The organism is Kitasatospora sp. NRRL B-11411, from assembly GCF_000721345.1.
Classification (GTDB): Bacteria; Actinomycetota; Actinomycetes; order Streptomycetales; family Streptomycetaceae; genus Kitasatospora; species Kitasatospora cineracea.
In genome coordinates this window covers 195225-213043 of record NZ_JOGH01000001.1, presented here as the reverse complement: position 1 = coordinate 213043, position 17819 = coordinate 195225, and the positions used below count along the sequence as shown (strand labels likewise).

Annotated in this window: 28 protein-coding genes; all 28 read left to right on the top strand. The window is 68.4% G+C overall.

The features are described 5' to 3' along the window. Positions 1–13 precede the first annotated feature (13 nt). The 28 genes from IH44_RS0101040 to map all read left to right on the top strand — a co-directional run bounded on the left by IH44_RS0101040 (position 14) and on the right by map (position 17808). Positions 14–1354, top strand: coding sequence for a hypothetical protein (locus tag IH44_RS0101040; RefSeq protein ID WP_051816408.1), 1341 nt, complete (start codon positions 14–16; stop codon positions 1352–1354). Positions 1355–1433: 79 nt separating this feature from the next. Beyond that, on the top strand, positions 1434–1832 hold the full coding sequence (locus IH44_RS0101035) for a DUF2304 domain-containing protein (RefSeq protein ID WP_030457422.1): 399 nt from the start codon (positions 1434–1436) through the stop codon (positions 1830–1832). Continuing rightward, the gene (locus IH44_RS0101030) at positions 1829–2596 is read left to right on the top strand and encodes a glycosyltransferase family 2 protein (protein ID WP_051816407.1); all 768 of its coding nucleotides are present in this window, start codon (positions 1829–1831) and stop codon (positions 2594–2596) included. The genes IH44_RS0101035 and IH44_RS0101030 overlap by 4 nt, the downstream gene beginning before the upstream one ends. Before the next feature lie 5 nt (positions 2597–2601). After that, positions 2602–4371, top strand: a complete 1770-nt coding sequence (locus IH44_RS0101025) for a hypothetical protein (RefSeq protein WP_030457420.1) — start codon at positions 2602–2604, stop codon at positions 4369–4371. A 428-nt stretch (positions 4372–4799) separates the two neighbouring features. Beyond that, on the top strand, positions 4800–5108 hold the full coding sequence (rpsJ, locus tag IH44_RS0101020) for a 30S ribosomal protein S10 (protein WP_012785157.1): 309 nt from the start codon (positions 4800–4802) through the stop codon (positions 5106–5108). A 14-nt stretch (positions 5109–5122) separates the two neighbouring features. Next, entirely contained in the window at positions 5123–5770 is a 648-nt protein-coding gene (gene rplC, locus IH44_RS0101015) for a 50S ribosomal protein L3 (protein WP_014136287.1), read from the top strand. A 5-nt stretch (positions 5771–5775) separates the two neighbouring features. Then, a complete protein-coding gene (gene rplD / locus IH44_RS0101010; protein WP_014136286.1) occupies positions 5776–6453 on the top strand; it encodes a 50S ribosomal protein L4 in 678 nt (225 codons plus the stop codon). Further along, complete coding sequence (gene rplW, locus IH44_RS0101005; RefSeq protein WP_030457419.1) at positions 6453–6770, top strand: 50S ribosomal protein L23; 318 nt, start codon at positions 6453–6455, stop codon at positions 6768–6770. The genes rplD and rplW overlap by 1 nt, the downstream gene beginning before the upstream one ends. Before the next feature lie 45 nt (positions 6771–6815). After that, entirely contained in the window at positions 6816–7652 is an 837-nt protein-coding gene (gene rplB, locus IH44_RS0101000) for a 50S ribosomal protein L2 (RefSeq protein WP_030457418.1), read from the top strand. An 11-nt stretch (positions 7653–7663) separates the two neighbouring features. Beyond that, positions 7664–7945, top strand: coding sequence for a 30S ribosomal protein S19 (gene rpsS, locus IH44_RS0100995; RefSeq protein ID WP_014136283.1), 282 nt, complete (start codon positions 7664–7666; stop codon positions 7943–7945). Between the two features lie 93 nt (positions 7946–8038). Then, on the top strand, positions 8039–8386 hold the full coding sequence (rplV, locus tag IH44_RS0100990) for a 50S ribosomal protein L22 (protein ID WP_030457417.1): 348 nt from the start codon (positions 8039–8041) through the stop codon (positions 8384–8386). Next, positions 8386–9222: a 30S ribosomal protein S3 gene (gene rpsC / locus IH44_RS0100985; RefSeq protein WP_030457416.1), complete on the top strand. Its 837-nt coding sequence runs from the start codon at positions 8386–8388 to the stop codon at positions 9220–9222. The genes rplV and rpsC overlap by 1 nt, the downstream gene beginning before the upstream one ends. A 5-nt stretch (positions 9223–9227) precedes the next feature. Continuing rightward, positions 9228–9647, top strand: coding sequence for a 50S ribosomal protein L16 (gene rplP, locus IH44_RS0100980; protein ID WP_030457415.1), 420 nt, complete (start codon positions 9228–9230; stop codon positions 9645–9647). Further along, positions 9647–9871, top strand: coding sequence for a 50S ribosomal protein L29 (gene rpmC, locus IH44_RS0100975; RefSeq protein WP_030457414.1), 225 nt, complete (start codon positions 9647–9649; stop codon positions 9869–9871). Before rplP ends, rpmC begins: the two co-directional genes overlap by 1 nt. Further along, a complete protein-coding gene (rpsQ, locus tag IH44_RS0100970) occupies positions 9871–10143 on the top strand; it encodes a 30S ribosomal protein S17 (protein WP_014136278.1) in 273 nt (90 codons plus the stop codon). The genes rpmC and rpsQ overlap by 1 nt, the downstream gene beginning before the upstream one ends. A 102-nt stretch (positions 10144–10245) precedes the next feature. Next, positions 10246–10617 (top strand): 50S ribosomal protein L14, encoded by a 372-nt coding sequence (gene rplN, locus IH44_RS0100965; RefSeq protein ID WP_030300391.1) that lies wholly within the window; start codon positions 10246–10248, stop codon positions 10615–10617. 15 nt (positions 10618–10632) lie between these two features. Then, entirely contained in the window at positions 10633–10944 is a 312-nt protein-coding gene (gene rplX / locus IH44_RS0100960) for a 50S ribosomal protein L24 (RefSeq protein WP_030457413.1), read from the top strand. After that, positions 10944–11513 (top strand): 50S ribosomal protein L5, encoded by a 570-nt coding sequence (gene rplE / locus IH44_RS0100955; protein ID WP_030457412.1) that lies wholly within the window; start codon positions 10944–10946, stop codon positions 11511–11513. The genes rplX and rplE overlap by 1 nt, the downstream gene beginning before the upstream one ends. A gap of 3 nt (positions 11514–11516) precedes the next feature. Next, a complete protein-coding gene (locus IH44_RS0100950; RefSeq protein WP_008747480.1) occupies positions 11517–11702 on the top strand; it encodes a type Z 30S ribosomal protein S14 in 186 nt (61 codons plus the stop codon). 266 nt (positions 11703–11968) lie between these two features. Next, a complete protein-coding gene (gene rpsH, locus IH44_RS0100945; protein ID WP_030055831.1) occupies positions 11969–12376 on the top strand; it encodes a 30S ribosomal protein S8 in 408 nt (135 codons plus the stop codon). Between the two features lie 22 nt (positions 12377–12398). Next, positions 12399–12938 carry a 50S ribosomal protein L6 gene (rplF, locus tag IH44_RS0100940; protein ID WP_030457411.1) on the top strand — a complete coding sequence of 180 codons (540 nt, stop codon included), beginning with the start codon at positions 12399–12401 and terminating at the stop codon, positions 12936–12938. Between the two features lie 3 nt (positions 12939–12941). Then, on the top strand, positions 12942–13325 hold the full coding sequence (gene rplR, locus IH44_RS0100935) for a 50S ribosomal protein L18 (RefSeq protein ID WP_014136272.1): 384 nt from the start codon (positions 12942–12944) through the stop codon (positions 13323–13325). 48 nt (positions 13326–13373) lie between these two features. Beyond that, positions 13374–13994 (top strand): 30S ribosomal protein S5, encoded by a 621-nt coding sequence (gene rpsE, locus IH44_RS0100930; protein WP_030457410.1) that lies wholly within the window; start codon positions 13374–13376, stop codon positions 13992–13994. Next, a complete protein-coding gene (rpmD, locus tag IH44_RS0100925) occupies positions 13994–14176 on the top strand; it encodes a 50S ribosomal protein L30 (protein ID WP_014136270.1) in 183 nt (60 codons plus the stop codon). The genes rpsE and rpmD overlap by 1 nt, the downstream gene beginning before the upstream one ends. Positions 14177–14178: 2 nt before the next feature. Beyond that, positions 14179–14631 carry a 50S ribosomal protein L15 gene (rplO, locus tag IH44_RS0100920; RefSeq protein WP_030457409.1) on the top strand — a complete coding sequence of 151 codons (453 nt, stop codon included), beginning with the start codon at positions 14179–14181 and terminating at the stop codon, positions 14629–14631. A gap of 260 nt (positions 14632–14891) precedes the next feature. Next, on the top strand, positions 14892–16199 hold the full coding sequence (gene secY, locus IH44_RS0100915) for a preprotein translocase subunit SecY (RefSeq protein WP_030457408.1): 1308 nt from the start codon (positions 14892–14894) through the stop codon (positions 16197–16199). Further along, positions 16199–16858, top strand: a complete 660-nt coding sequence (locus tag IH44_RS0100910) for an adenylate kinase (RefSeq protein WP_030457407.1) — start codon at positions 16199–16201, stop codon at positions 16856–16858. Before secY ends, IH44_RS0100910 begins: the two co-directional genes overlap by 1 nt. A gap of 113 nt (positions 16859–16971) precedes the next feature. Further along, positions 16972–17808 carry a type I methionyl aminopeptidase gene (gene map / locus IH44_RS0100905; protein ID WP_030457406.1) on the top strand — a complete coding sequence of 279 codons (837 nt, stop codon included), beginning with the start codon at positions 16972–16974 and terminating at the stop codon, positions 17806–17808. Positions 17809–17819 lie beyond the last annotated feature (11 nt).

Sequence of the window (17819 nt, the reverse complement as noted above, 5' to 3'; positions counted from 1 at the left end):
GGGAACCGTTCCCGTGAGCAACCCGATCGGCAAGCTGCTCGGCGCGCTGCCCCCCGGCGTCCGGCTGGTCGCCGGGGGCACCGTCGTCCTCGGCGCGTCCTCGTACATCTACCTGGCCCTGGCCGGCTACAGCCTGGACAAGAGCCAGGTGGCGGGGATCTCGGTGCTGTGGACCGTGGTCATGTCCGTCGGCTACGGGCTGTTCACCCCGGTCGAGCTGGAGCTCAACCGGCTGGTCTCCACCCGCGACGCGGTCGGCCAGGGGCCGCTGGCCGCCGCCCGCCGGGTCCTGGTGTTCACCGGGGCCGTGCTGGCCCTGGTGCTCGCGGTGATCGCCGCCGCCGCCCGGCCGATCGCCGACGCGCTGTTCTCCGGCGACCTCGGACTGGTGGTCGGCCTGGCCGGCGCGATGGTCGGACTGGCCGTCAGCTCGGTGGTCCGCGGCGTCCTGGCCGGCCTCGGCCGGTTCAAGCCCTACGGTCGGCAGCTCGCCGTCGACGGCGGCCTGCGGATCCTGCTGGCCGCGCTGCTCCCGCTGGTCGGCCTGCACTCGGCGGTCGCCTTCAGCCTGATCCTGGTGGCCGCGCCGCTGGCCGCCTCGGTGATCGGCCTGCGCGGCGTGCTGGCCGACCGCCGCGGCGGCCCGGCGCCGAGCTGGCCCGCGGTGGTCCGCGGGGTCGGCATGCTGACCGGCTCGACCCTGCTGTCCCAGCTGATGGTCAACGCCGCGGTGGTCAGCGTGAAGCTGCTCGCACCGCACGACAACGACCTGGTCTCCGCCCTGCTGAACGCCGTGGTGCTGGCCCGGGTTCCGCTGTTCGCCTACGCCGCGATCCAGGCCTCGCTGGTCTCCGCGCTCTCCGGCGCGGCCGCGGTGGGCGACCACGCGGAGTTCCGGCGCACCCTCACCCGGACGGGGGGGATCGTGGCCGCGATGTGCGCGCTGGCCGGCCTCCCGACCGTCCTGCTCGGACCCGACCTGATCCGGTTGGCCTTCAACGCGGCCCCGGTGCTGGACCGCGCGGACTTCCTCTGGCTGGTCCTGGGCACGCTGTTCTTCATGCTGGCCACGGTGTTCGGCCAGGCCCTGCTCTCCGTCGGCCGGCACCGGCAGCAGCTGTTCTCCTGGCTGGCGGGCACCATTGTCCTGGCGGCCGTGACGCTGTTGCCCGGGCAGGTCGCGCCGCGGGCAGAATTCGGCTACCTGGCTGGTGCCGCGATCAGCGCTGCTGGCATGCTGTGGTCGCTGGTTCGTTCGCTGTCCCACGGCCGGCGCCCAGCAGCCGACCGGGCGGCCGACGAACGGCACCCCGCACCGGCCGTACCCGGTACCTCGGACCGTTATGCGCGGTAGGCGTCGGACGTTTCGCACGGCACGACGGAGAACGTGCTGCGACCGCCGCGCCCACCGCCGCTGAAAGGCGAATCTTGTCGTGCGACTAACGATCATCACCTCCATCACCGGTGTACTGGTGCTGCTGTACATCCTCGAGCTGCTGCGGCGTCAGCAGCTGCGGGAGAAGTACGCGGTGATCTGGCTGGCCATCGGTCTCGCGGTGGCCCCGCTCGGCTTCTTCCCCGACCTGCTGGACTCCACCGCCCGCCGGGTCGGCATCGCGTCCGGCGTCAGCCTGGTGCTCTTCGCGGGCTTCGTCATGGTCCTGCTGGTCTGCCTGCACCTGAGCTGGGAGGCCAGCCGCCTGGAGGCCGAGACCCGCAGCCTCGCCGAGGAGGTCGCGCTGCTGCGCTCCCACCTGGTCGAGCACCACGGGTACCCGGTCAGCAAGCAGAACAAGGCGGAGACCGCCGACGACACCGAGGTGTACTCATGATCGACGGCAAGCGCGTCCTCATCATCCTGCCCGCCTGGAACGAGCAGGACGGCCTCCCCGGTGTCCTCAAGGAGATCCGCACGACCCTCCCGGGCGTGGACACCCTGGTGGTCGACGACGGCTCCACCGACCGCACCTCCGCGGTCGCCGCGGAGTTCGGCTCCCCGGTCGCCCAACTCCCGTACAACCTCGGCGTCGGCGGCGCGATGCGGCTGGGCTACCGGTACGCCTTCCTGCACGGCTACGACGTCGCCATCCAGGTCGACTCCGACGGCCAGCACGACCCGGCGTACGTCCCGGTGATGCTGGAGAAGCTCAAGGAGGCCGACCTGGTGATCGGCGCCCGCTTCGCCGGCCAGGGCGACTACACGGTGCGCGGCCCCCGCAAGTGGGCGATGAGCCTGCTGTCCGTGGTGCTCTCCCGGATCACCCGCACCAAGCTGACCGACACCACCTCCGGCTTCCGCGCCTCGAACAAGCAGCTGATCGAGTTCTTCGCGCAGTGGTACCCGGTGGAGTACCTCGGCGACACCATCGAGAGCATGGTCGGCGCCGCCCGCTGCGGCTTCGTCGTGCGCCAGGTGCCGGTCGCCATGCGCGAGCGGACCACCGGCACCCCCAGTGCCTCGCCGATCAAGGCCACCGTCTACCTGGGCCGGGCCGGCCTGGTCCTGCTGCTGGCGATGATCCGCCGGATGCCCAAGCACCTCAAGGCCCTGGCCCCCCGACGCGCCGGGAACGGCCGCGTCCTGACTGGACAGTGAGCGGCATGACAGACCTGACCACCGAGCCGGCCGCCCCCGCGGCCGCCGCCCCCGGACGCGACTCCCGGCTGGGCCGGATCGGCGACCGGCTGCACGACCTCAAACCCTGGCAGCTGCGGTCCGCCGAGTTCGTGGTGAGCATCGGCGCCTCCCTGCTCTTCCTGCGGCTGTGCATGCACATCAGCGTCAACCCGCTGCAGCGGATCGGGCAGGTCAGCGGCCTGGCCAAGGTCCAGCAGTACGGCGCCCTGGTCGGCCTGCCGCTGCTGGCGGTGCTGCTCTACACCGCCTACCGCGGCAGCCTGCGCCGCCACCAGCTGGTCCAGCGCCTGGTCTGCGCCGCGGTGGCCGGCCTGGCCACCGGCGCGGTGGCCGGCGGCATCGCGGTCGCCCTGCACGGCACCCCCTTCGGCCTGGGCGGCCAGGAGGGCGACCCGGGCAACGTGATGGGCATGGCGAACAACATGATGACCGGGCACAAACTGCTGCCCGGCGTCTACCCGCCGCTGTTCCCGGCCGCGCTCGCGGCGGTCGCCAAGGTCTTCCACCACGGCGTCTCCGGGGTCGGCTACGCCATGAAGGACCTCCAGCTGGTGGTCACCGCGGTGGCCGGCCCGGCCACCTACCTGGCCTGGCGGCTGCTGCTGCGCCCGTTCTGGGCGGTCCTGCTGGCGGCCCCCGCGGCGATCCTGTTCATGGACCCGATCCGCCCGTACAGCCACATCACCATGCTGGTGATGATCCCGGTGCTGGCCGGCTGCCTGCGCGAGCTGCACCGGGCGTCCACCCTCTCCACCCGCTCGCTGCTGCTGCGCGCGGCCGGGTTCGGCGCCTCCTTCGGCATCCTGTTCCTGTGGTACTCGGGCTGGTTCATCTGGGCCGCGCCCGGCGTGATGCTACTGGCCGTGTTCCTGGTGCCGTGGCGCGGCGGCCGGGCCCGGCTGCGCCCCGCGCTGACCTACCTCGGGGTGACCCTGCTGGCGGCCGGCGTCGTCGGCTCGCCGCTGCTGTACCAGATGGTCCGGCTGGGGGCGACCACCAAGGACCGGTACGCGTACGTGATGACGTACATCGACCCGGCGTACGTGATGGGCTGGGTCTCGGACCGCGAGGGCCACGCCAACTACCACGTGTACCCGCAGACCGGGGAGCTGGCCGGGCAGAGCGCCTTCACCCTGCTGCTGCTGGCCGCGGTCGGCCTGGCGCTGGCGCTCGGGCTGCGCAACGTCGCGGTGCGCACCGCCGCCGCCGCGCTGATCAGCTCCTGGCTGCTGCGGTTCTGGTTCGCCTCGCACATGCAGCACGACCAGGCGGTGCAGCTGTACCCGCGCACCACCTGGATCATCATGTACACCCTGATCATCCTGGCCGTGTTCGGCCTGATGATGGCCTCCCAGCGCTCGGTGGGCTGGCTGCGCGGGGTCGGCGAGGCGGTCCGCCCGGCCCGGGCGATCACCCCGCAGGCGGTGGCCCGGGGCGTGGCCGGCGCGGTCTGCGCGCTGGCGCTGTTCGCCACCATGGGCGCCTCCTGGTCGGCCAACCGCTACATGCCGACCACCGAGGCCGGCGTCGAGGACATGGGCCTGGACGCGCTGCGCGCGCACCACATCAAGCAGCAGAACGGCACCTGCCCGAAGTACGCGGGCGGTGACTGCAGCGACATCAACATGGAGCTGGCCGAGTACACCTTCGGCCCGGACGACCTCCGGATCTTCTGCGGCAACGCCGACAAGGAGCAGTGGCCGCTGCAGTGCGGGCGCAACCGCCCCTGGTGACGGACCCCTCGCCCGATCGGGGCCGGTGCGGCGACGCCGCACCGGCCCCGATTGGCGTATCGCGCTCCTCCTGTGGCAGGATGTCCGGGTTGCTCGGTTGAGTACCGATGCTGCGCGCCTCCCGCCGGGAGGACCGGAAGCGAGTCCCATGTACTCGTCGTTCCCGTGAATGGCCGTTCATGTGCCCACGTGCTGTGTGTGGGTGCAGTGGTGTGTAAGCGACACCGCGGCAGCTGCGGGGCGAAAGTACGGGAATCTTCCGGGAAGCGTGTGCGGGGTACCGGCCCGGCTCACCCCAACTCCCAGAAGTTCGAAACCGACGAGATGTTTCGCCGGTTTTTTGCAAGCGCGAGGGCGACACGCCCGAGCGCGGGGGTCGGAGGGGGAGTCGTGCAGCGACGTACGACACAAAGGACTACGAAGTAGCCATGGCGGGACAGAAGATCCGCATCCGGCTCAAGGCCTACGACCACGAGGTCATCGACTCCTCGGCGAAGAAGATCGTCGAGACGGTGATCCGGACTGGTGCGCAGGTCGCGGGCCCGGTGCCGCTGCCCACTGAGAAGAACGTTTACTGCGTCATCCGCTCGCCGCACAAGTACAAGGACTCGCGCGAGCACTTCGAGATGCGCACTCACAAGCGTCTGATCGACATCCTCGACCCCACGCCGAAGACGGTTGACTCGCTGATGCGTCTCGACCTGCCGGCGGGCGTCGACATCGAGATCAAGCTCTGAGAGGCGCACCGAAGATGGCTAAGCAGATTAAGGGCATCCTGGGCGAGAAGCTCGGCATGACCCAGGTCTGGGACGAGAACAACCGGGTCGTCCCGGTGACCGTCGTCAAGGCCGGGCCGAATGTCGTGACCCAGGTCCACACCGCCGACAGCCCGGCCGGCTACGACGCCGTCCAGATCGGCTTCGGCGAGATCGACCCCCGCAAGGTGAACAAGCCCCTCCAGGGCCACTTCGCCAAGGCCGGTGTCACCCCCCGCCGCCACCTGGTCGAGCTCCGTACCGCGGACGCGTCCGAGTACACCCTGGGCCAGGAGATCACCGCCGAGCTGTTCGAGGCGGGTGTCAAGGTCGACGTGACCGGCACCTCCAAGGGCAAGGGCTTCGCCGGTGTCATGAAGCGTCACAACTTCAAGGGCCTCGGCGCCGGTCACGGCACCCAGCGCAAGCACCGTTCGCCCGGCTCCATCGGTGGCTGCGCCACCCCGGGTCGTGTGTTCAAGGGCATGCGCATGGCGGGTCGGATGGGCCACGAGCGCGTGACCACCCAGAACCTGACCGTGCACGCGGTCGACGCGGAGAAGGGTCTGCTGCTCATCAAGGGCGCGATCCCGGGTCCGAACGGCGGCCTCGTCCTCGTCCGCACCGCGGCGAAGGGGCTGTGAAGGATATGAGCACCATTGACATCCTGTCGCCGGCCGGCGACAAGGCCGGCAGCCTGGAGCTGCCCGCCGAGATCTTCGACGCCAAGGTCAGCGTCCCGCTGATGCACCAGGTCGTCGTGGCGCAGCTCGCCGCGGCTCGCCAGGGCACCCACAAGGTCAAGCGTCGTGGCGAGGTCCGCGGTGGCGGCAAGAAGCCGTACCGCCAGAAGGGCACCGGCCGCGCCCGCCAGGGCTCGACCCGCGCCCCGCAGTTCGCCGGTGGTGGCGTCGTGCACGGTCCCGTGCCGCGCGACTACTCGCAGCGCACCCCGAAGAAGATGATCGCCGCCGCCCTGCGCAGCGCGCTCACCGACCGGGCTCGTCACGAGCGCATCCACGTCGTCACCGGCGTGACCGCGACCGAGGCTCCGTCGACCAAGGCCGCCAAGGTCCTGTTCGGCAAGATCTCCGAGCGCAAGAACCTCCTCCTGGTGGTCGAGCGCGAGGACGAGCTGGGCATCCTGTCCGCTCGCAACCTGCCGAACGTGCACATCCTGGACGCCGGCCAGCTGAACACCTACGACGTGCTCGTCTCCGACGATGTGGTCTTCACCCAGGCCGCCTTCGAGCGTTTCGTGGCCGGTCCGGCCGCGTCCGCCAAGGCCGTTGCTGCTGAGGGCGAGCTCGAAGGGACTGCCGCCTGATGAGCGAGATCACCTCCAAGACGTTCACGGACCCCCGTGACGTCCTGATCAAGCCGGTCATCTCGGAGAAGAGCTACTCGCTCCTCGACGAGAACAAGTACACGTTCGTCGTGGCTCCCGGTGCCAACAAGACCCAGATCAAGCAGGCCGTCGAGTCGGTCTTCTCGGTCAAGGTCGAGGCCGTGAACACGCTGAACCGCCAGGGCAAGCGCAAGCGCTCCCGCACCGGTTTCGGCAAGCGCAAGGACACCAAGCGCGCGATCGTGACGCTGGCCGAGGGCAACCGCATCGACATCTTCGGTGGTCCGGTCGCCTGACCCTCGGGTCAGGGACTGCGATCGTCGTAAAGGACGAGGACAGAAATGGGTATCCGCAAGTACAAGCCGACTACGCCGGGCCGTCGCGGCTCCAGCGTGGCCGACTTCGTCGAAATCACGCGGTCCACGCCGGAGAAGTCGCTGGTTCGCCCGCTGCACAGCAAGGGCGGCCGTAACAACGCCGGTCGTGTCACCGCTCGCCACCAGGGTGGCGGTCACAAGCGCGCCTACCGTCTGATCGACTTCCGTCGTCACGACAAGGACGGCGTGCCGGCCAAGGTCGCTCACATCGAGTACGACCCGAACCGCACCGCGCGCATCGCGCTCCTGCACTACGCGGACGGCGAGAAGCGCTACATCATCGCCCCCCGCGGCGTCGCGCAGGGTGACCGGATCGAGAACGGCGCTGGCGCCGACATCAAGCCGGGCAACAACCTGCCGCTGCGCAACATCCCGGTCGGTACCACCATCCACGCGGTGGAGCTCCGTCCCGGCGGTGGCGCCAAGCTGGCCCGTTCCGCGGGTTCCGGCATTCAGCTGCTCGCCCGTGAGGGCCGCATGGCGCACCTGCGCATGCCCTCCGGTGAGATCCGCCTGGTGGACGCGCGCTGCCGCGCGACCGTCGGCGAGGTCGGCAACGCCGAGCAGTCGAACATCAACTGGGGCAAGGCCGGCCGTATGCGCTGGAAGGGCGTCCGCCCGACCGTGCGTGGTGTGGCCATGAACCCGATCGACCACCCGCACGGTGGTGGTGAGGGTAAGACCTCCGGTGGTCGCCACCCGGTCTCGCCGTGGGGCAAGCCCGAGGGCCGCACCCGTCGCCCGAACAAGGCGTCGGACTCCCTCATCGTGCGCCGCCGCAAGACCAACAAGAAGCGCTAGGAGCAGGTCAGATGCCGCGCAGTCTCAAGAAGGGCCCCTTCATCGACGACCACCTTCAGAAGAAGGTGGACGTGCAGAACGAGGCGGGCACGCAGAACGTCATCAAGACCTGGTCCCGTCGTTCCGTGATCTCCCCGGCCATGCTGGGCCACACGATCGCGGTTCACGATGGCCGCAAGCACGTCCCGGTGTTCGTCACCGAGTCGATGGTCGGCCACAAGCTCGGCGAGTTCGCTCCCACGCGCACCTTCAAGGGGCACGTGAAGGAAGACCGCAAGTCGAAGCGTCGCTAAGTATCTGATTAGCGGCTCCGCCTTTGGGGCGATTCGCTCCGCGAGCTGTAGCGCCAGAACGACAAAGTGACTTACTCCATTAAGGGGACAACCATGGAAGCCAGGGCCCAGGCGCGGTACATCCGCGTCACGCCCATGAAGGCCCGCCGCGTGGTGGACCTCATCCGTGGCCTGCAGGCCACGGAGGCCCAGGCGGTCCTGCGTTTCGCTCCGCAGGCCGCCACCGTGCCGGTCGGCAAGGTGCTCAACAGCGCCATCGCCAACGCCGCGCACAACTACAACCACTCCAACGTGGACGACCTCTACATCTCCGAGGCGTACGTTGACGAGGGTCCGACCCTGAAGCGGTTCCGTCCGCGCGCCCAGGGCCGTGCCTACCGGATCCGCAAGCGGACCAGCCACATCACCGTGGTCGTCAGCAGCAAGGAAGGGACCCGGTAATGGGCCAGAAGGTTAACCCGCACGGGTTCCGCCTCGGCATCAGCACGGACTTCAAGTCCCGTTGGTACGCCGACAAGCTGTACAAGGACTACGTCAAGGAAGACGTCGCCATCCGGCGTCTCATGACGCAGGGCATGGAGCGCGCCGGCATCTCGAAGGTGGAGATCGAGCGCACCCGTGACCGCGTCCGCGTGGACATCCACACCGCTCGTCCGGGCATCGTGATCGGCCGCCGTGGCACGGAGGCCGACAAGATCCGCGGCAAGCTGGAGAAGCTGACCGGCAAGCAGGTCCAGCTGAACATCCTCGAGGTCCGCAACCCCGAGATGGACGCCCAGCTCGTGGCCCAGGGCGTCGCGGAGCAGCTGTCCTCCCGCGTCTCCTTCCGTCGCGCCATGCGCAAGAGCATGCAGTCGACCATGAAGGCCGGCGCCAAGGGCATCAAGGTCCAGTGCTCCGGTCGTCTCGGCGGCGCCGAGATGAGCCGTTCGGAGTTCTACCGCGAGGGCCGTGTGCCGCTGCACACCCTGCGCGCGAACGTCGACTACGGCTTCTTCGAGGCCAAGACCACCTTCGGCCGCATCGGCGTGAAGGTCTGGATCTACAAGGGCGACGTCAAGAACATCGCCGAGGTCCGCGCTGAGAACGCCGCCGCCCGCTCCGGCAACCGCCCGGCCCGTCCCGAGGGCGGTCGTCCCGCCCGCGGTGGCGAGCGCGGTGGCCGTGGTGGCGAGCGCGGCGGCCGCGGCCGTCGTCCCGCCGCTGCTGCCGAGGCCCCCGCGGCCCAGGCCGCGGTCGAGGCTCCGGCTGCCGAGAACACCGGAACGGAGGCCTGACCGCAATGCTGATCCCCCGTCGGGTCAAGCACCGCAAGCAGCACCACCCGAAGCGCCGCGGCGCTGCCAAGGGTGGCACCGAGCTGGCGTTCGGCCAGTTCGGCATCCAGGCCGTGACCCCGGCCTACGTGACGAACCGTCAGATCGAGTCCGCTCGTATCGCGATCACCCGTCACATCCGTCGTGGCGGCAAGGTCTGGATCAACATCTACCCGGACCGCCCGCTCACCAAGAAGCCGGCCGAGACCCGCATGGGTTCCGGTAAGGGTTCGCCGGAGTGGTGGATCGCGAACGTGCACCCGGGTCGGGTCATGTTCGAACTGTCGTACCCGAACGAGAAGATTGCCCGCGAGGCGCTCACGCGTGCCGCGCACAAGCTTCCGATGAAGTGCCGGATCGTTCGGCGCGAGGACGGTGAGAGCTGATGTCGGCCGCTACCAAGGCTGCTGAGCTTCGGGAACTGGACAACGAGGCCCTCGTTGCCAAGCTCCGCGAGGCCAAGGAGGAGCTGTTCAACCTCCGCTTCCAGGCGGCGACCGGGCAGCTCGACAACCACGGACGGCTCCGGCTGGTCCGTAAGGACATCGCGCGGATCTACACCCTGATGCGCGAGCGCGAGCTGGGCATCGAGACGGTGGAGAACGCCTGATGACTGAGAACACCAACGAGACGCGCGGTTTCCGCAAGACCCGTGAGGGTCTCGTCGTCAGCGACAAGATGGACAAGACCGTCGTCGTCGCCGTCGAGGACCGCGTCAAGCACGCGCTGTACGGCAAGGTCATCCGCCGTACCAACAAGCTGAAGGCGCACGACGAGCAGAACGCGTGCGGTGTCGGCGACCGTGTCCTCCTGATGGAGACCCGGCCGCTGTCCGCGACGAAGCGCTGGCGCGTCGTCGAGATCCTCGAGAAGGCCAAGTAACAAGGTTGTTCGCGGTACGGCCGTATGTGCACCGGGCCCCCAGGGGCGCGGGTGTGAGCAGCGGCCGGCCCGTCAACACTTGTTGACGATCAGGAGAAAGCTGTGATCCAGCAGGAGTCGCGACTGCGCGTCGCCGACAACACGGGTGCCAAGGAGATTCTCTGCATCCGCGTTCTCGGTGGCTCCGGTCGCCGCTACGCCGGTATCGGGGACGTCATCGTCGCCACCGTCAAGGACGCGATCCCCGGCGGTTCGGTGAAGAAGGGCGACGTCGTCAAGTGCGTCGTCGTTCGCACCGTCAAGGAGCGCCGCCGTCCGGACGGTTCGTACATCCGCTTCGACGAGAACGCCGCCGTGGTTCTCAAGAACACCGATGGCGACCCCCGCGGTACCCGCATCTTCGGCCCGGTGGGCCGCGAGCTGCGCGACAAGAAGTTCATGAAGATCATCTCGCTGGCGCCGGAGGTGCTCTAACCCATGGCGAACAGCATGAAGATCAAGAAGGGTGACCTGGTCCAGGTCATCACCGGCAAGGACAAGGGCAAGCAGGGCAAGGTCATCCAGGCCATCCCCGCTGACAACAAGGTCCTGGTCGAGGGTGTCAACCGGGTCAAGAAGCACACCAAGCCGGGCCCCGGCACGCAGGGTGGCATCGTGACCGTCGAGGCCCCGGTGCACGTCTCCAACGTCCAGCTGGTCGTGGAGAAGGACGGCAAGAAGGTCGTCACCCGCGTCGGCTACCGCTTTGACGACCAGGGCAACAAGATCCGCGTTGCCAAGCGGACCGGTGAGGACATCTGATGTCTGAGACGACTGTTGAGAAGGTGACCCCCCGCCTCAAGGAGAAGTACCTCTCCGAGGTCAAGGGTCAGCTGCACGAGCAGTTCTCGTACGAGAACGTCATGCTGATCCCCGGCCTGGTCAAGGTCGTGGTCAACATGGGTGTCGGCGAGGCCGCCCGTGACAGCAAGCTGATCGAGGGTGCCATCAAGGACCTGACCGCGATCACCGGTCAGAAGCCGGCCGTCACCAAGGCCCGCAAGTCCATCGCGCAGTTCAAGCTGCGCGAGGGCCAGCCGATCGGTGCCCACGTCACCCTCCGTGGTGACCGCATGTGGGAGTTCGTGGACCGTCTGGTGTCGCTGGCCCTGCCGCGCATCCGTGACTTCCGCGGCCTCTCGCCCAAGCAGTTCGACGGCCGTGGCAACTACACCTTCGGTCTGACCGAGCAGGTCATGTTCCACGAGATCGACCAGGACAAGGTCGACCGTCAGCGCGGTATGGACATCACCGTCGTGACCACCGCTCAGACCGACGATGAGGGCCGGGCGCTGCTGCGCGCTCTGGGCTTCCCGTTCAAGGAGGCGTGAGCCATGGCGAAGAAGGCCCTGATCGCTAAGTCCGAGCGCAAGCCGAAGTTCGGCGTCCGGGCGTACACCCGGTGCCAGCGCTGCGGCCGTCCGCACTCGGTGTACCGCAAGTTCGGCCTGTGCCGTGTGTGCCTCCGTGAGATGGCGCACCGCGGCGAGCTGCCGGGCGTGACCAAGAGCTCCTGGTAAGTCCTTACCGGAAGTTCTGACATCAGCGAGCAGTGTGCCCGACCTCGACGCTTTTGGGTTCCCGCGAGGGATCCCGTAAGGTGTTGGGGTCGGGCCCCTGCTGCGGCGTCCCCTCCGGGCGACCCGCGGCCTTCCTGAGAGGGCTCGCGACACCCAGTCTTACTACGTCGCAGGTCCCCTGCGCTTGTGCCCCTTTCGCACTCCACCGAGTGCGCGGAGGGGGACCTGGCGCGGAGAAACCACGGCGGGAGAGGCCTGAGGCCACCATGACCATGACCGACCCCATCGCAGACATGCTCACGCGTCTGCGTAACGCGAACTCGGCGTACCACGACTCCGTGGCGATGCCGGCCAGCAAGATCAAGGCGCACGTCGCCGAGATCCTGCAGCAGGAGGGGTACATCTCCTCCTACAAGGTTGAGGAGCCCGTCGAGGGCGAGGTCGGCAAGAAGCTGACCATCGAGCTCAAGTTCGGCCCCAACCGCGAGCGTTCCATCGCCGGCATCAAGCGCATCAGCAAGCCGGGTCTGCGTGTGTACGCAAAGTCCACCAACCTGCCGAAGGTGCTCGGCGGCCTGGGCGTGGCGATCATCTCCACGTCCTCCGGCCTCCTGACCGACAAGCAGGCCGCCAAGAAGGGCGTAGGCGGAGAAGTTCTCGCCTACGTCTGGTAATTCGGGAAACGGAGGTACAGCAATGTCGCGCATTGGACGGCTGCCCATCCAGGTTCCCGCTGGTGTGGACGTCACCATCGACGGCCAGACGGTCTCGGTGAAGGGCCCCAAGGGCACCCTCACCCACGTCGTCGCCGCGCCGATCGAGATCGGCAAGGGCGAGGACGGCACTCTGGTCGTCACCCGCCCGAACGACGAGCGTCAGTCGAAGGCCCTGCACGGCCTGTCGCGCACGCTGGTGGCGAACATGATCACCGGCGTGACCGCGGGCTACCGCAAGTCGCTGGAGATCAGCGGCGTCGGCTACCGAGTCACGGCGAAGGGCTCCGACATGGAGTTCGCGCTGGGCTACAGCCACCCGATCCTGGTCACCGCGCCGGAGGGGATCACCTTCGTCGTCGAGACGCCCACCAAGTTCCACGTGGACGGCACCGACAAGCAGAAGGTCGGCGAGATCGCCGCCAAGATCCGCAAGCTGCGCAAGCCCGACCCGTACAAGGCCAAGGGCGTCAAGTACGCGGGCGAGGTCATCCGCCGCAAGGTCGGAAAGAGTGGTAAGTAAGCGATGAGCGTCTCTGTCAAGATCGGCAAGGGCAACGCCTACAAGAACGCCGCCCGCAAGCGCCGCGCCATTCGCGTTCGCAAGCGCGTCGTCGGCACCGAGGTGCGTCCGCGCCTCGTCGTGACGCGTTCGAACCGCCACATGGTCGCCCAGGTCATCGACGACGCCAAGGGTCACACCCTGGCGTCGGCGTCCACCCTCGACGTGTCCATCAAGGGCACCGAGGGCGACAAGACCGAGCTGGCCAAGAAGGTCGGAAGCCTGGTCGCCGAGCGCGCCAAGGCCGCCGGCGTCGAGTCGGTCGTCTTCGACCGCGCGGGCAACCGGTACGCCGGCCGCATCGCCGCCCTGGCGGACGCGGCCCGCGAGTCCGGGCTCGACTTCTAAGCCGCTCGTCGACTCTGTCGGCGGACGTAAACGAGAGAGGTAATTCCAATGGCTGGACCCCAGCGCCGCGGTAGCGGCGCCGGCGGCGGCACCGGTGGCGAGCGGCGCGACCGTAAGCGTGACGAGCGGGGCGGCGCCCCGGTCGCCGAGAAGACCGCTTACGTCGAGCGCGTCGTCGCGATCAACCGTGTCGCCAAGGTTGTCAAGGGTGGTCGTCGTTTCAGCTTCACCGCGCTGGTCGTGGTGGGCGACGGTGACGGCACCGTGGGTGTCGGTTACGGCAAGGCGAAGGAGGTTCCGGCCGCCATCGCCAAGGGCGTTGAGGAGGCCAAGAAGAACTTCTTCAAGGTCCCCCGTATCCAGGGCACCATCCCGCACCCGATCCAGGGCGAGAAGGCCGCCGGCGTCGTGCTGCTGAAGCCGGCGTCCCCCGGTACCGGTGTTATCGCCGGTGGCCCGGTGCGTGCCGTCCTGGAGTGCGCCGGCGTTCACGACATCCTGTCGAAGTCGCTCGGCTCGGACAACGCGATCAACATCGTGCACGCCACCGTGGCCGCTCTGAAGGGCCTCGTGCGCCCCGAGGAGATCGCCGCCCGTCGTGGCCTGCCCCTGGAGGACGTGGCCCCGGCCGCGCTGCTCCGGGCCCGTGCGGCTGGGGTGAGCGCCTGATGGCTCGCCTGAAGGTCACCCAGACCAAGTCGTACATCGGTAGCAAGCAGAACCACCGTGACACCCTCCGTTCGCTCGGCCTGAAGCGGCTGAACGACACCGTGGTGAAGGAGGACCGCCCGGAGATCCGCGGCATGGTCCACACCGTTCGCCACCTCGTCACGGTCGAGGAGGTGGACTGATCATGTCGGACTCGCCGATCAAGCTCCACAACCTGAAGCCCGCCCCGGGTGCCAAGAAGGACAAGATCCGTGTTGGTCGCGGTGAGGGCTCCAAGGGCAAGACTGCAGGTCGTGGTACCAAGGGCACCAAGGCCCGCTACCAGGTTCCGCAGCGCTTCGAGGGTGGCCAGATGCCCCTCCACATGCGCCTGCCGAAGCTGAAGGGCTTCAAGAACCCGGCCCACAAGCAGTTCCAGGTCGTGAACCTGGACCGCCTGGCCGAGCTCTACCCGAACGGTGGCGAGGTCACCGTGGCCGACCTGATCGCGAAGGGCGCCGTTCGCAAGAACGAGCTCGTCAAGGTCCTCGGCCAGGGCGACATCGCGGTGGCGCTGCAGGTGACGGTCGACGCCGTCTCCGGCTCCGCCGCCGAGAAGATCACCGCGGCCGGCGGTTCGGTCACCGAACTGCTCTGACGCGATCGATCTGACGCACGGACAGACACCGGGCCCCGAGCCCCTCTTGTGAAAGGGGGGCCGGGGCCCGGTGCCGTTGGCACCCCTTGCACACGCTCTATTTGTGTGTCAAACCCGGGCAAGCCGTACCCCATGAGTGGGGGAGCGGCCGCACGCGCTTCTTTCCGGCCCCCGGGCACTGTTAGAGTCCGTGAAGTTCCCTTTCCCCACATCAGGACCGACCCTTCCGCCGACGACGCGCGGGAGGCGCAGGAGGCACCGTGCTCAGTGCGTTCGCGCGGGCGTTCCAGACGCCCGACCTGCGCAAGAAGCTGCTGTTCACGCTGGGCATCATGGTGCTGTTCCGGCTGGGCGCCCACGTCCCCATGCCCGGAATCAACTTCCAGGCCGTCCACGCGTGCGTCAACGGGCAGAAGGAAGGCCTGTTCGGGCTGGTCAACCTGTTCAGCGGCAACGCGCTGCTGCAGCTGACCATCTTCGCGCTCGGCATCATGCCGTACATCACGGCCAGCATCATCCTGCAGCTGCTCACCGTGGTCATCCCGCGGCTGGAGGCCCTGAAGAAGGAGGGGCAGGCCGGCACCGCGAAGATCACCCAGTACACCCGCTACCTGACCATCGCCCTCGCGGTGCTGCAGGGCACCGGCATCCTGGCGACCGCGTCCAGCGGTGCGCTGTTCTCGGGCTGCCCCGAGGGCGGCAACATCGTGCCGAACCAGTCGATCTTCCGGATCGCCACCATGGTCATCATCATGACCGCCGGCACCACCGTCATCATGTGGCTGGGTGAGCTGATCACCGACCGCGGCATCGGCAACGGCATGTCGATCCTGATCTTCACCTCGATCGCGGCGGGCTTCCCCGGCTCGATGTGGGCGATCAAGGAGTCCGGCAAGCTGCTGGACGGCTGGGGCGAGTTCGCCTCGGTCATCGCGGTCGGCATCATCGTGGTCTGCCTGGTCATCTTCGTCGAGCAGGCCCAGCGCCGGATCCCGGTGCAGTACGCGAAGCGGATGGTGGGCCGCCGGTCCTTCGGCGGCACCTCGACCTACATCCCGCTGAAGGTCAACCAGGCCGGCGTCATCCCGGTCATCTTCGCCTCCTCGCTGCTGTACATCCCGGCGCTGGTGGTGCAGCTGACCAACTCGCAGGCGAGCTGGGCGATCTGGATCCGGAACCACTTCGTCAAGGGCGACCACCCGGTCTACATGGCGACCTACTTCGTGCTGATCGTCTTCTTCGCCTTCTTCTACGTCGCCATCTCCTTCAACCCCGAAGAAGTTGCCGACAACATGAAGAAGTATGGTGGCTTCATCCCGGGCATCCGGGCCGGCCGGCCGACGGCCGAGTACCTGAACTACGTGCTCACCCGCATCACGTGGCCGGGTTCCCTCTACCTGGGCCTCATCGCGTTGATCCCGATGGTCGCCCTGGTCGCCTTCGGACAGCAGACCAACTTCCCGTTCGGCGGCACCTCCGTGCTCATCGTCGTCGGCGTCGGACTCGAAACTGTGAAGCAGATCGAGAGCCAACTCCAGCAGCGCAATTACGAAGGGTTCCTCCGCTGATGCGAATCGTCCTCGTCGGACCCCCCGGGGCCGGGAAGGGTACTCAGGCGCACGTTCTGGCCAAGACCCTGTCCATTCCCCACATCTCCACCGGTGACCTGTTCCGTGCCAACATCAGCCAGGGCACCCCGCTGGGTGTCGAGGCGAAGTCCTACATGGACGCCGGGCGCCTGGTGCCCGACGAGGTCACCATCGGGATGGCCAAGGACCGCATGCTCCAGCCGGACGCCGCAGGCGGCTTCCTGCTGGACGGCTTCCCGCGCAACCTGGGCCAGGCGGAGGCGCTGGACGCCATCCTGGCCGAGAACGGGATCGCGCTGGACGGCGTGCTGGACCTTGAGGTCCCCGAGGACGAGGTCGTCAAGCGGATCGCCGGTCGCCGGCTGTGCCGCAACGACGGCGCCCACGTGTTTCACGTGGTGTACAACCCGCCGAAGGTCGAGGGCGTCTGCGACGAGTGCGGCGGCGAGCTGTACCAGCGCTCGGACGACACCGAGGAGGCCGTCCGGGTCCGCCTGGAGGAGTACCACTCCAAGACCGAGCCGATCATCGGCTACTACCAGGCGCAGGGCCTGCTGGTCACCATCTCCGCCCTCGGCAAGGTGGACGAGGTGACCGAGCGCGCGGTCGCCGCCCTGGAGCAGAACAAGAACGCCTGACGCCACGACGCGTCGTGAGACGGCCGGGTCGCCCCGAAGCGGGCGCCCCGGCCGTCTCGTGCGTCGTACGGTGGAGGGCAGTCCGAAATCAGAACGTGGAAGGCGTTGACCAGATGGTGGAGATCAAGACCCCCGAGCAGATCGCCAAGATGCGGGCGGCCGGGCTGGTCGTCGCCGAGGCGCTGAAGGCCGCCCGCGAGGCGGTCGCCCCGGGGGTGACCACCGGCGAGCTGAACGACATCGCCGACGCGGTCATCGCCAAGCACGGCGCCACCTCCAACTTCCGCGCCGACCACGGCGGTCTGTGGTTCCCGGGGGTGATCTGCGCCTCGGTGAACGAGGAGGTCGTGCACGGCATCCCCGGCGAGCGGGTGCTGAAGGCCGGCGACCTGATCTCGATCGACTGCGGCGCGATCCTGGACGGCTGGCACGGCGACGCGGCGATCACCGTCGCGGTCGGTGAGACCGCCGCCGAGAACGTGATGCTGTCGAAGGTCACCGAGGGCTCGATGTGGGCCGGCATCGCCCAGATGAAGAAGGGCAACCGGCTGGTCGACGTCTCCCGGGCGATCGAGGGCTTCGTCCGCCGCCAGCCGCTGCCGCCGAAGGGCAAGTGGGGCATCACCGAGGGCTACGGCGGCCACGGCATCGGCACCGCGATGCACATGGAGCCGCACGTGCTGAACTACGTGGCCGGCCGCGGCAAGGGCATGAAGCTGGTCCCGGGCACCGTGCTGGCGATCGAGCCGATGGTCTCGCTCGGCACCCCGCACACCGCGGTGCTGGAGGACGACTGGACGGTCGTCACCACCGACGGCACCTGGGCCTCGCACTGGGAGCACTCGGTGGCCGTCACCGAGCAGGGCCCGCTGGTGCTGACCGCCTTCGACGGGGGCCGGGCCGAGCTGGCCAAGCTGGGCGTCACCGCGGCGCCGGACCCGCTGGGCTGAACCGGATGATC

Bases quoted from the DNA above. Each gene is read 5' to 3' on its own strand.
- rplR (WP_014136272.1), top strand. From the start codon at position 12,942: ATGAGCGTCTCTGTCAAGATCGGCAAGGGCAACGCCTACAAGAACGCC.
- rplD (WP_014136286.1), top strand. From the start codon at position 5,776: ATGAGCACCATTGACATCCTGTCGCCGGCCGGCGACAAGGCCGGCAGC.
- rpmC (WP_030457414.1), top strand. From the start codon at position 9,647: ATGTCGGCCGCTACCAAGGCTGCTGAGCTTCGGGAACTGGACAACGAG.
- rplO (WP_030457409.1), top strand. From the start codon at position 14,179: ATGTCGGACTCGCCGATCAAGCTCCACAACCTGAAGCCCGCCCCGGGT.
- IH44_RS0101030 (WP_051816407.1), top strand. From the start codon at position 1,829: ATGATCGACGGCAAGCGCGTCCTCATCATCCTGCCCGCCTGGAACGAG.
- rpsH (WP_030055831.1), top strand. From the start codon at position 11,969: ATGACCATGACCGACCCCATCGCAGACATGCTCACGCGTCTGCGTAAC.
- rplF (WP_030457411.1), top strand. From the start codon at position 12,399: ATGTCGCGCATTGGACGGCTGCCCATCCAGGTTCCCGCTGGTGTGGAC.
- rpsJ (WP_012785157.1), top strand. From the start codon at position 4,800: ATGGCGGGACAGAAGATCCGCATCCGGCTCAAGGCCTACGACCACGAG.
- IH44_RS0101025 (WP_030457420.1), top strand. From the start codon at position 2,602: ATGACAGACCTGACCACCGAGCCGGCCGCCCCCGCGGCCGCCGCCCCC.
- rplP (WP_030457415.1), top strand. From the start codon at position 9,228: ATGCTGATCCCCCGTCGGGTCAAGCACCGCAAGCAGCACCACCCGAAG.
- rpsQ (WP_014136278.1), top strand. From the start codon at position 9,871: ATGACTGAGAACACCAACGAGACGCGCGGTTTCCGCAAGACCCGTGAG.
- IH44_RS0100950 (WP_008747480.1), top strand. From the start codon at position 11,517: ATGGCGAAGAAGGCCCTGATCGCTAAGTCCGAGCGCAAGCCGAAGTTC.
- rplV (WP_030457417.1), top strand. From the start codon at position 8,039: ATGGAAGCCAGGGCCCAGGCGCGGTACATCCGCGTCACGCCCATGAAG.
- map (WP_030457406.1), top strand. From the start codon at position 16,972: ATGGTGGAGATCAAGACCCCCGAGCAGATCGCCAAGATGCGGGCGGCC.
- rplB (WP_030457418.1), top strand. From the start codon at position 6,816: ATGGGTATCCGCAAGTACAAGCCGACTACGCCGGGCCGTCGCGGCTCC.
- rplW (WP_030457419.1), top strand. From the start codon at position 6,453: ATGAGCGAGATCACCTCCAAGACGTTCACGGACCCCCGTGACGTCCTG.
- rpmD (WP_014136270.1), top strand. From the start codon at position 13,994: ATGGCTCGCCTGAAGGTCACCCAGACCAAGTCGTACATCGGTAGCAAG.
- rplX (WP_030457413.1), top strand. From the start codon at position 10,633: ATGAAGATCAAGAAGGGTGACCTGGTCCAGGTCATCACCGGCAAGGAC.
- rplC (WP_014136287.1), top strand. From the start codon at position 5,123: ATGGCTAAGCAGATTAAGGGCATCCTGGGCGAGAAGCTCGGCATGACC.
- rpsC (WP_030457416.1), top strand. From the start codon at position 8,386: ATGGGCCAGAAGGTTAACCCGCACGGGTTCCGCCTCGGCATCAGCACG.
- rpsE (WP_030457410.1), top strand. From the start codon at position 13,374: ATGGCTGGACCCCAGCGCCGCGGTAGCGGCGCCGGCGGCGGCACCGGT.
- rpsS (WP_014136283.1), top strand. From the start codon at position 7,664: ATGCCGCGCAGTCTCAAGAAGGGCCCCTTCATCGACGACCACCTTCAG.
- IH44_RS0100910 (WP_030457407.1), top strand. From the start codon at position 16,199: ATGCGAATCGTCCTCGTCGGACCCCCCGGGGCCGGGAAGGGTACTCAG.
- rplE (WP_030457412.1), top strand. From the start codon at position 10,944: ATGTCTGAGACGACTGTTGAGAAGGTGACCCCCCGCCTCAAGGAGAAG.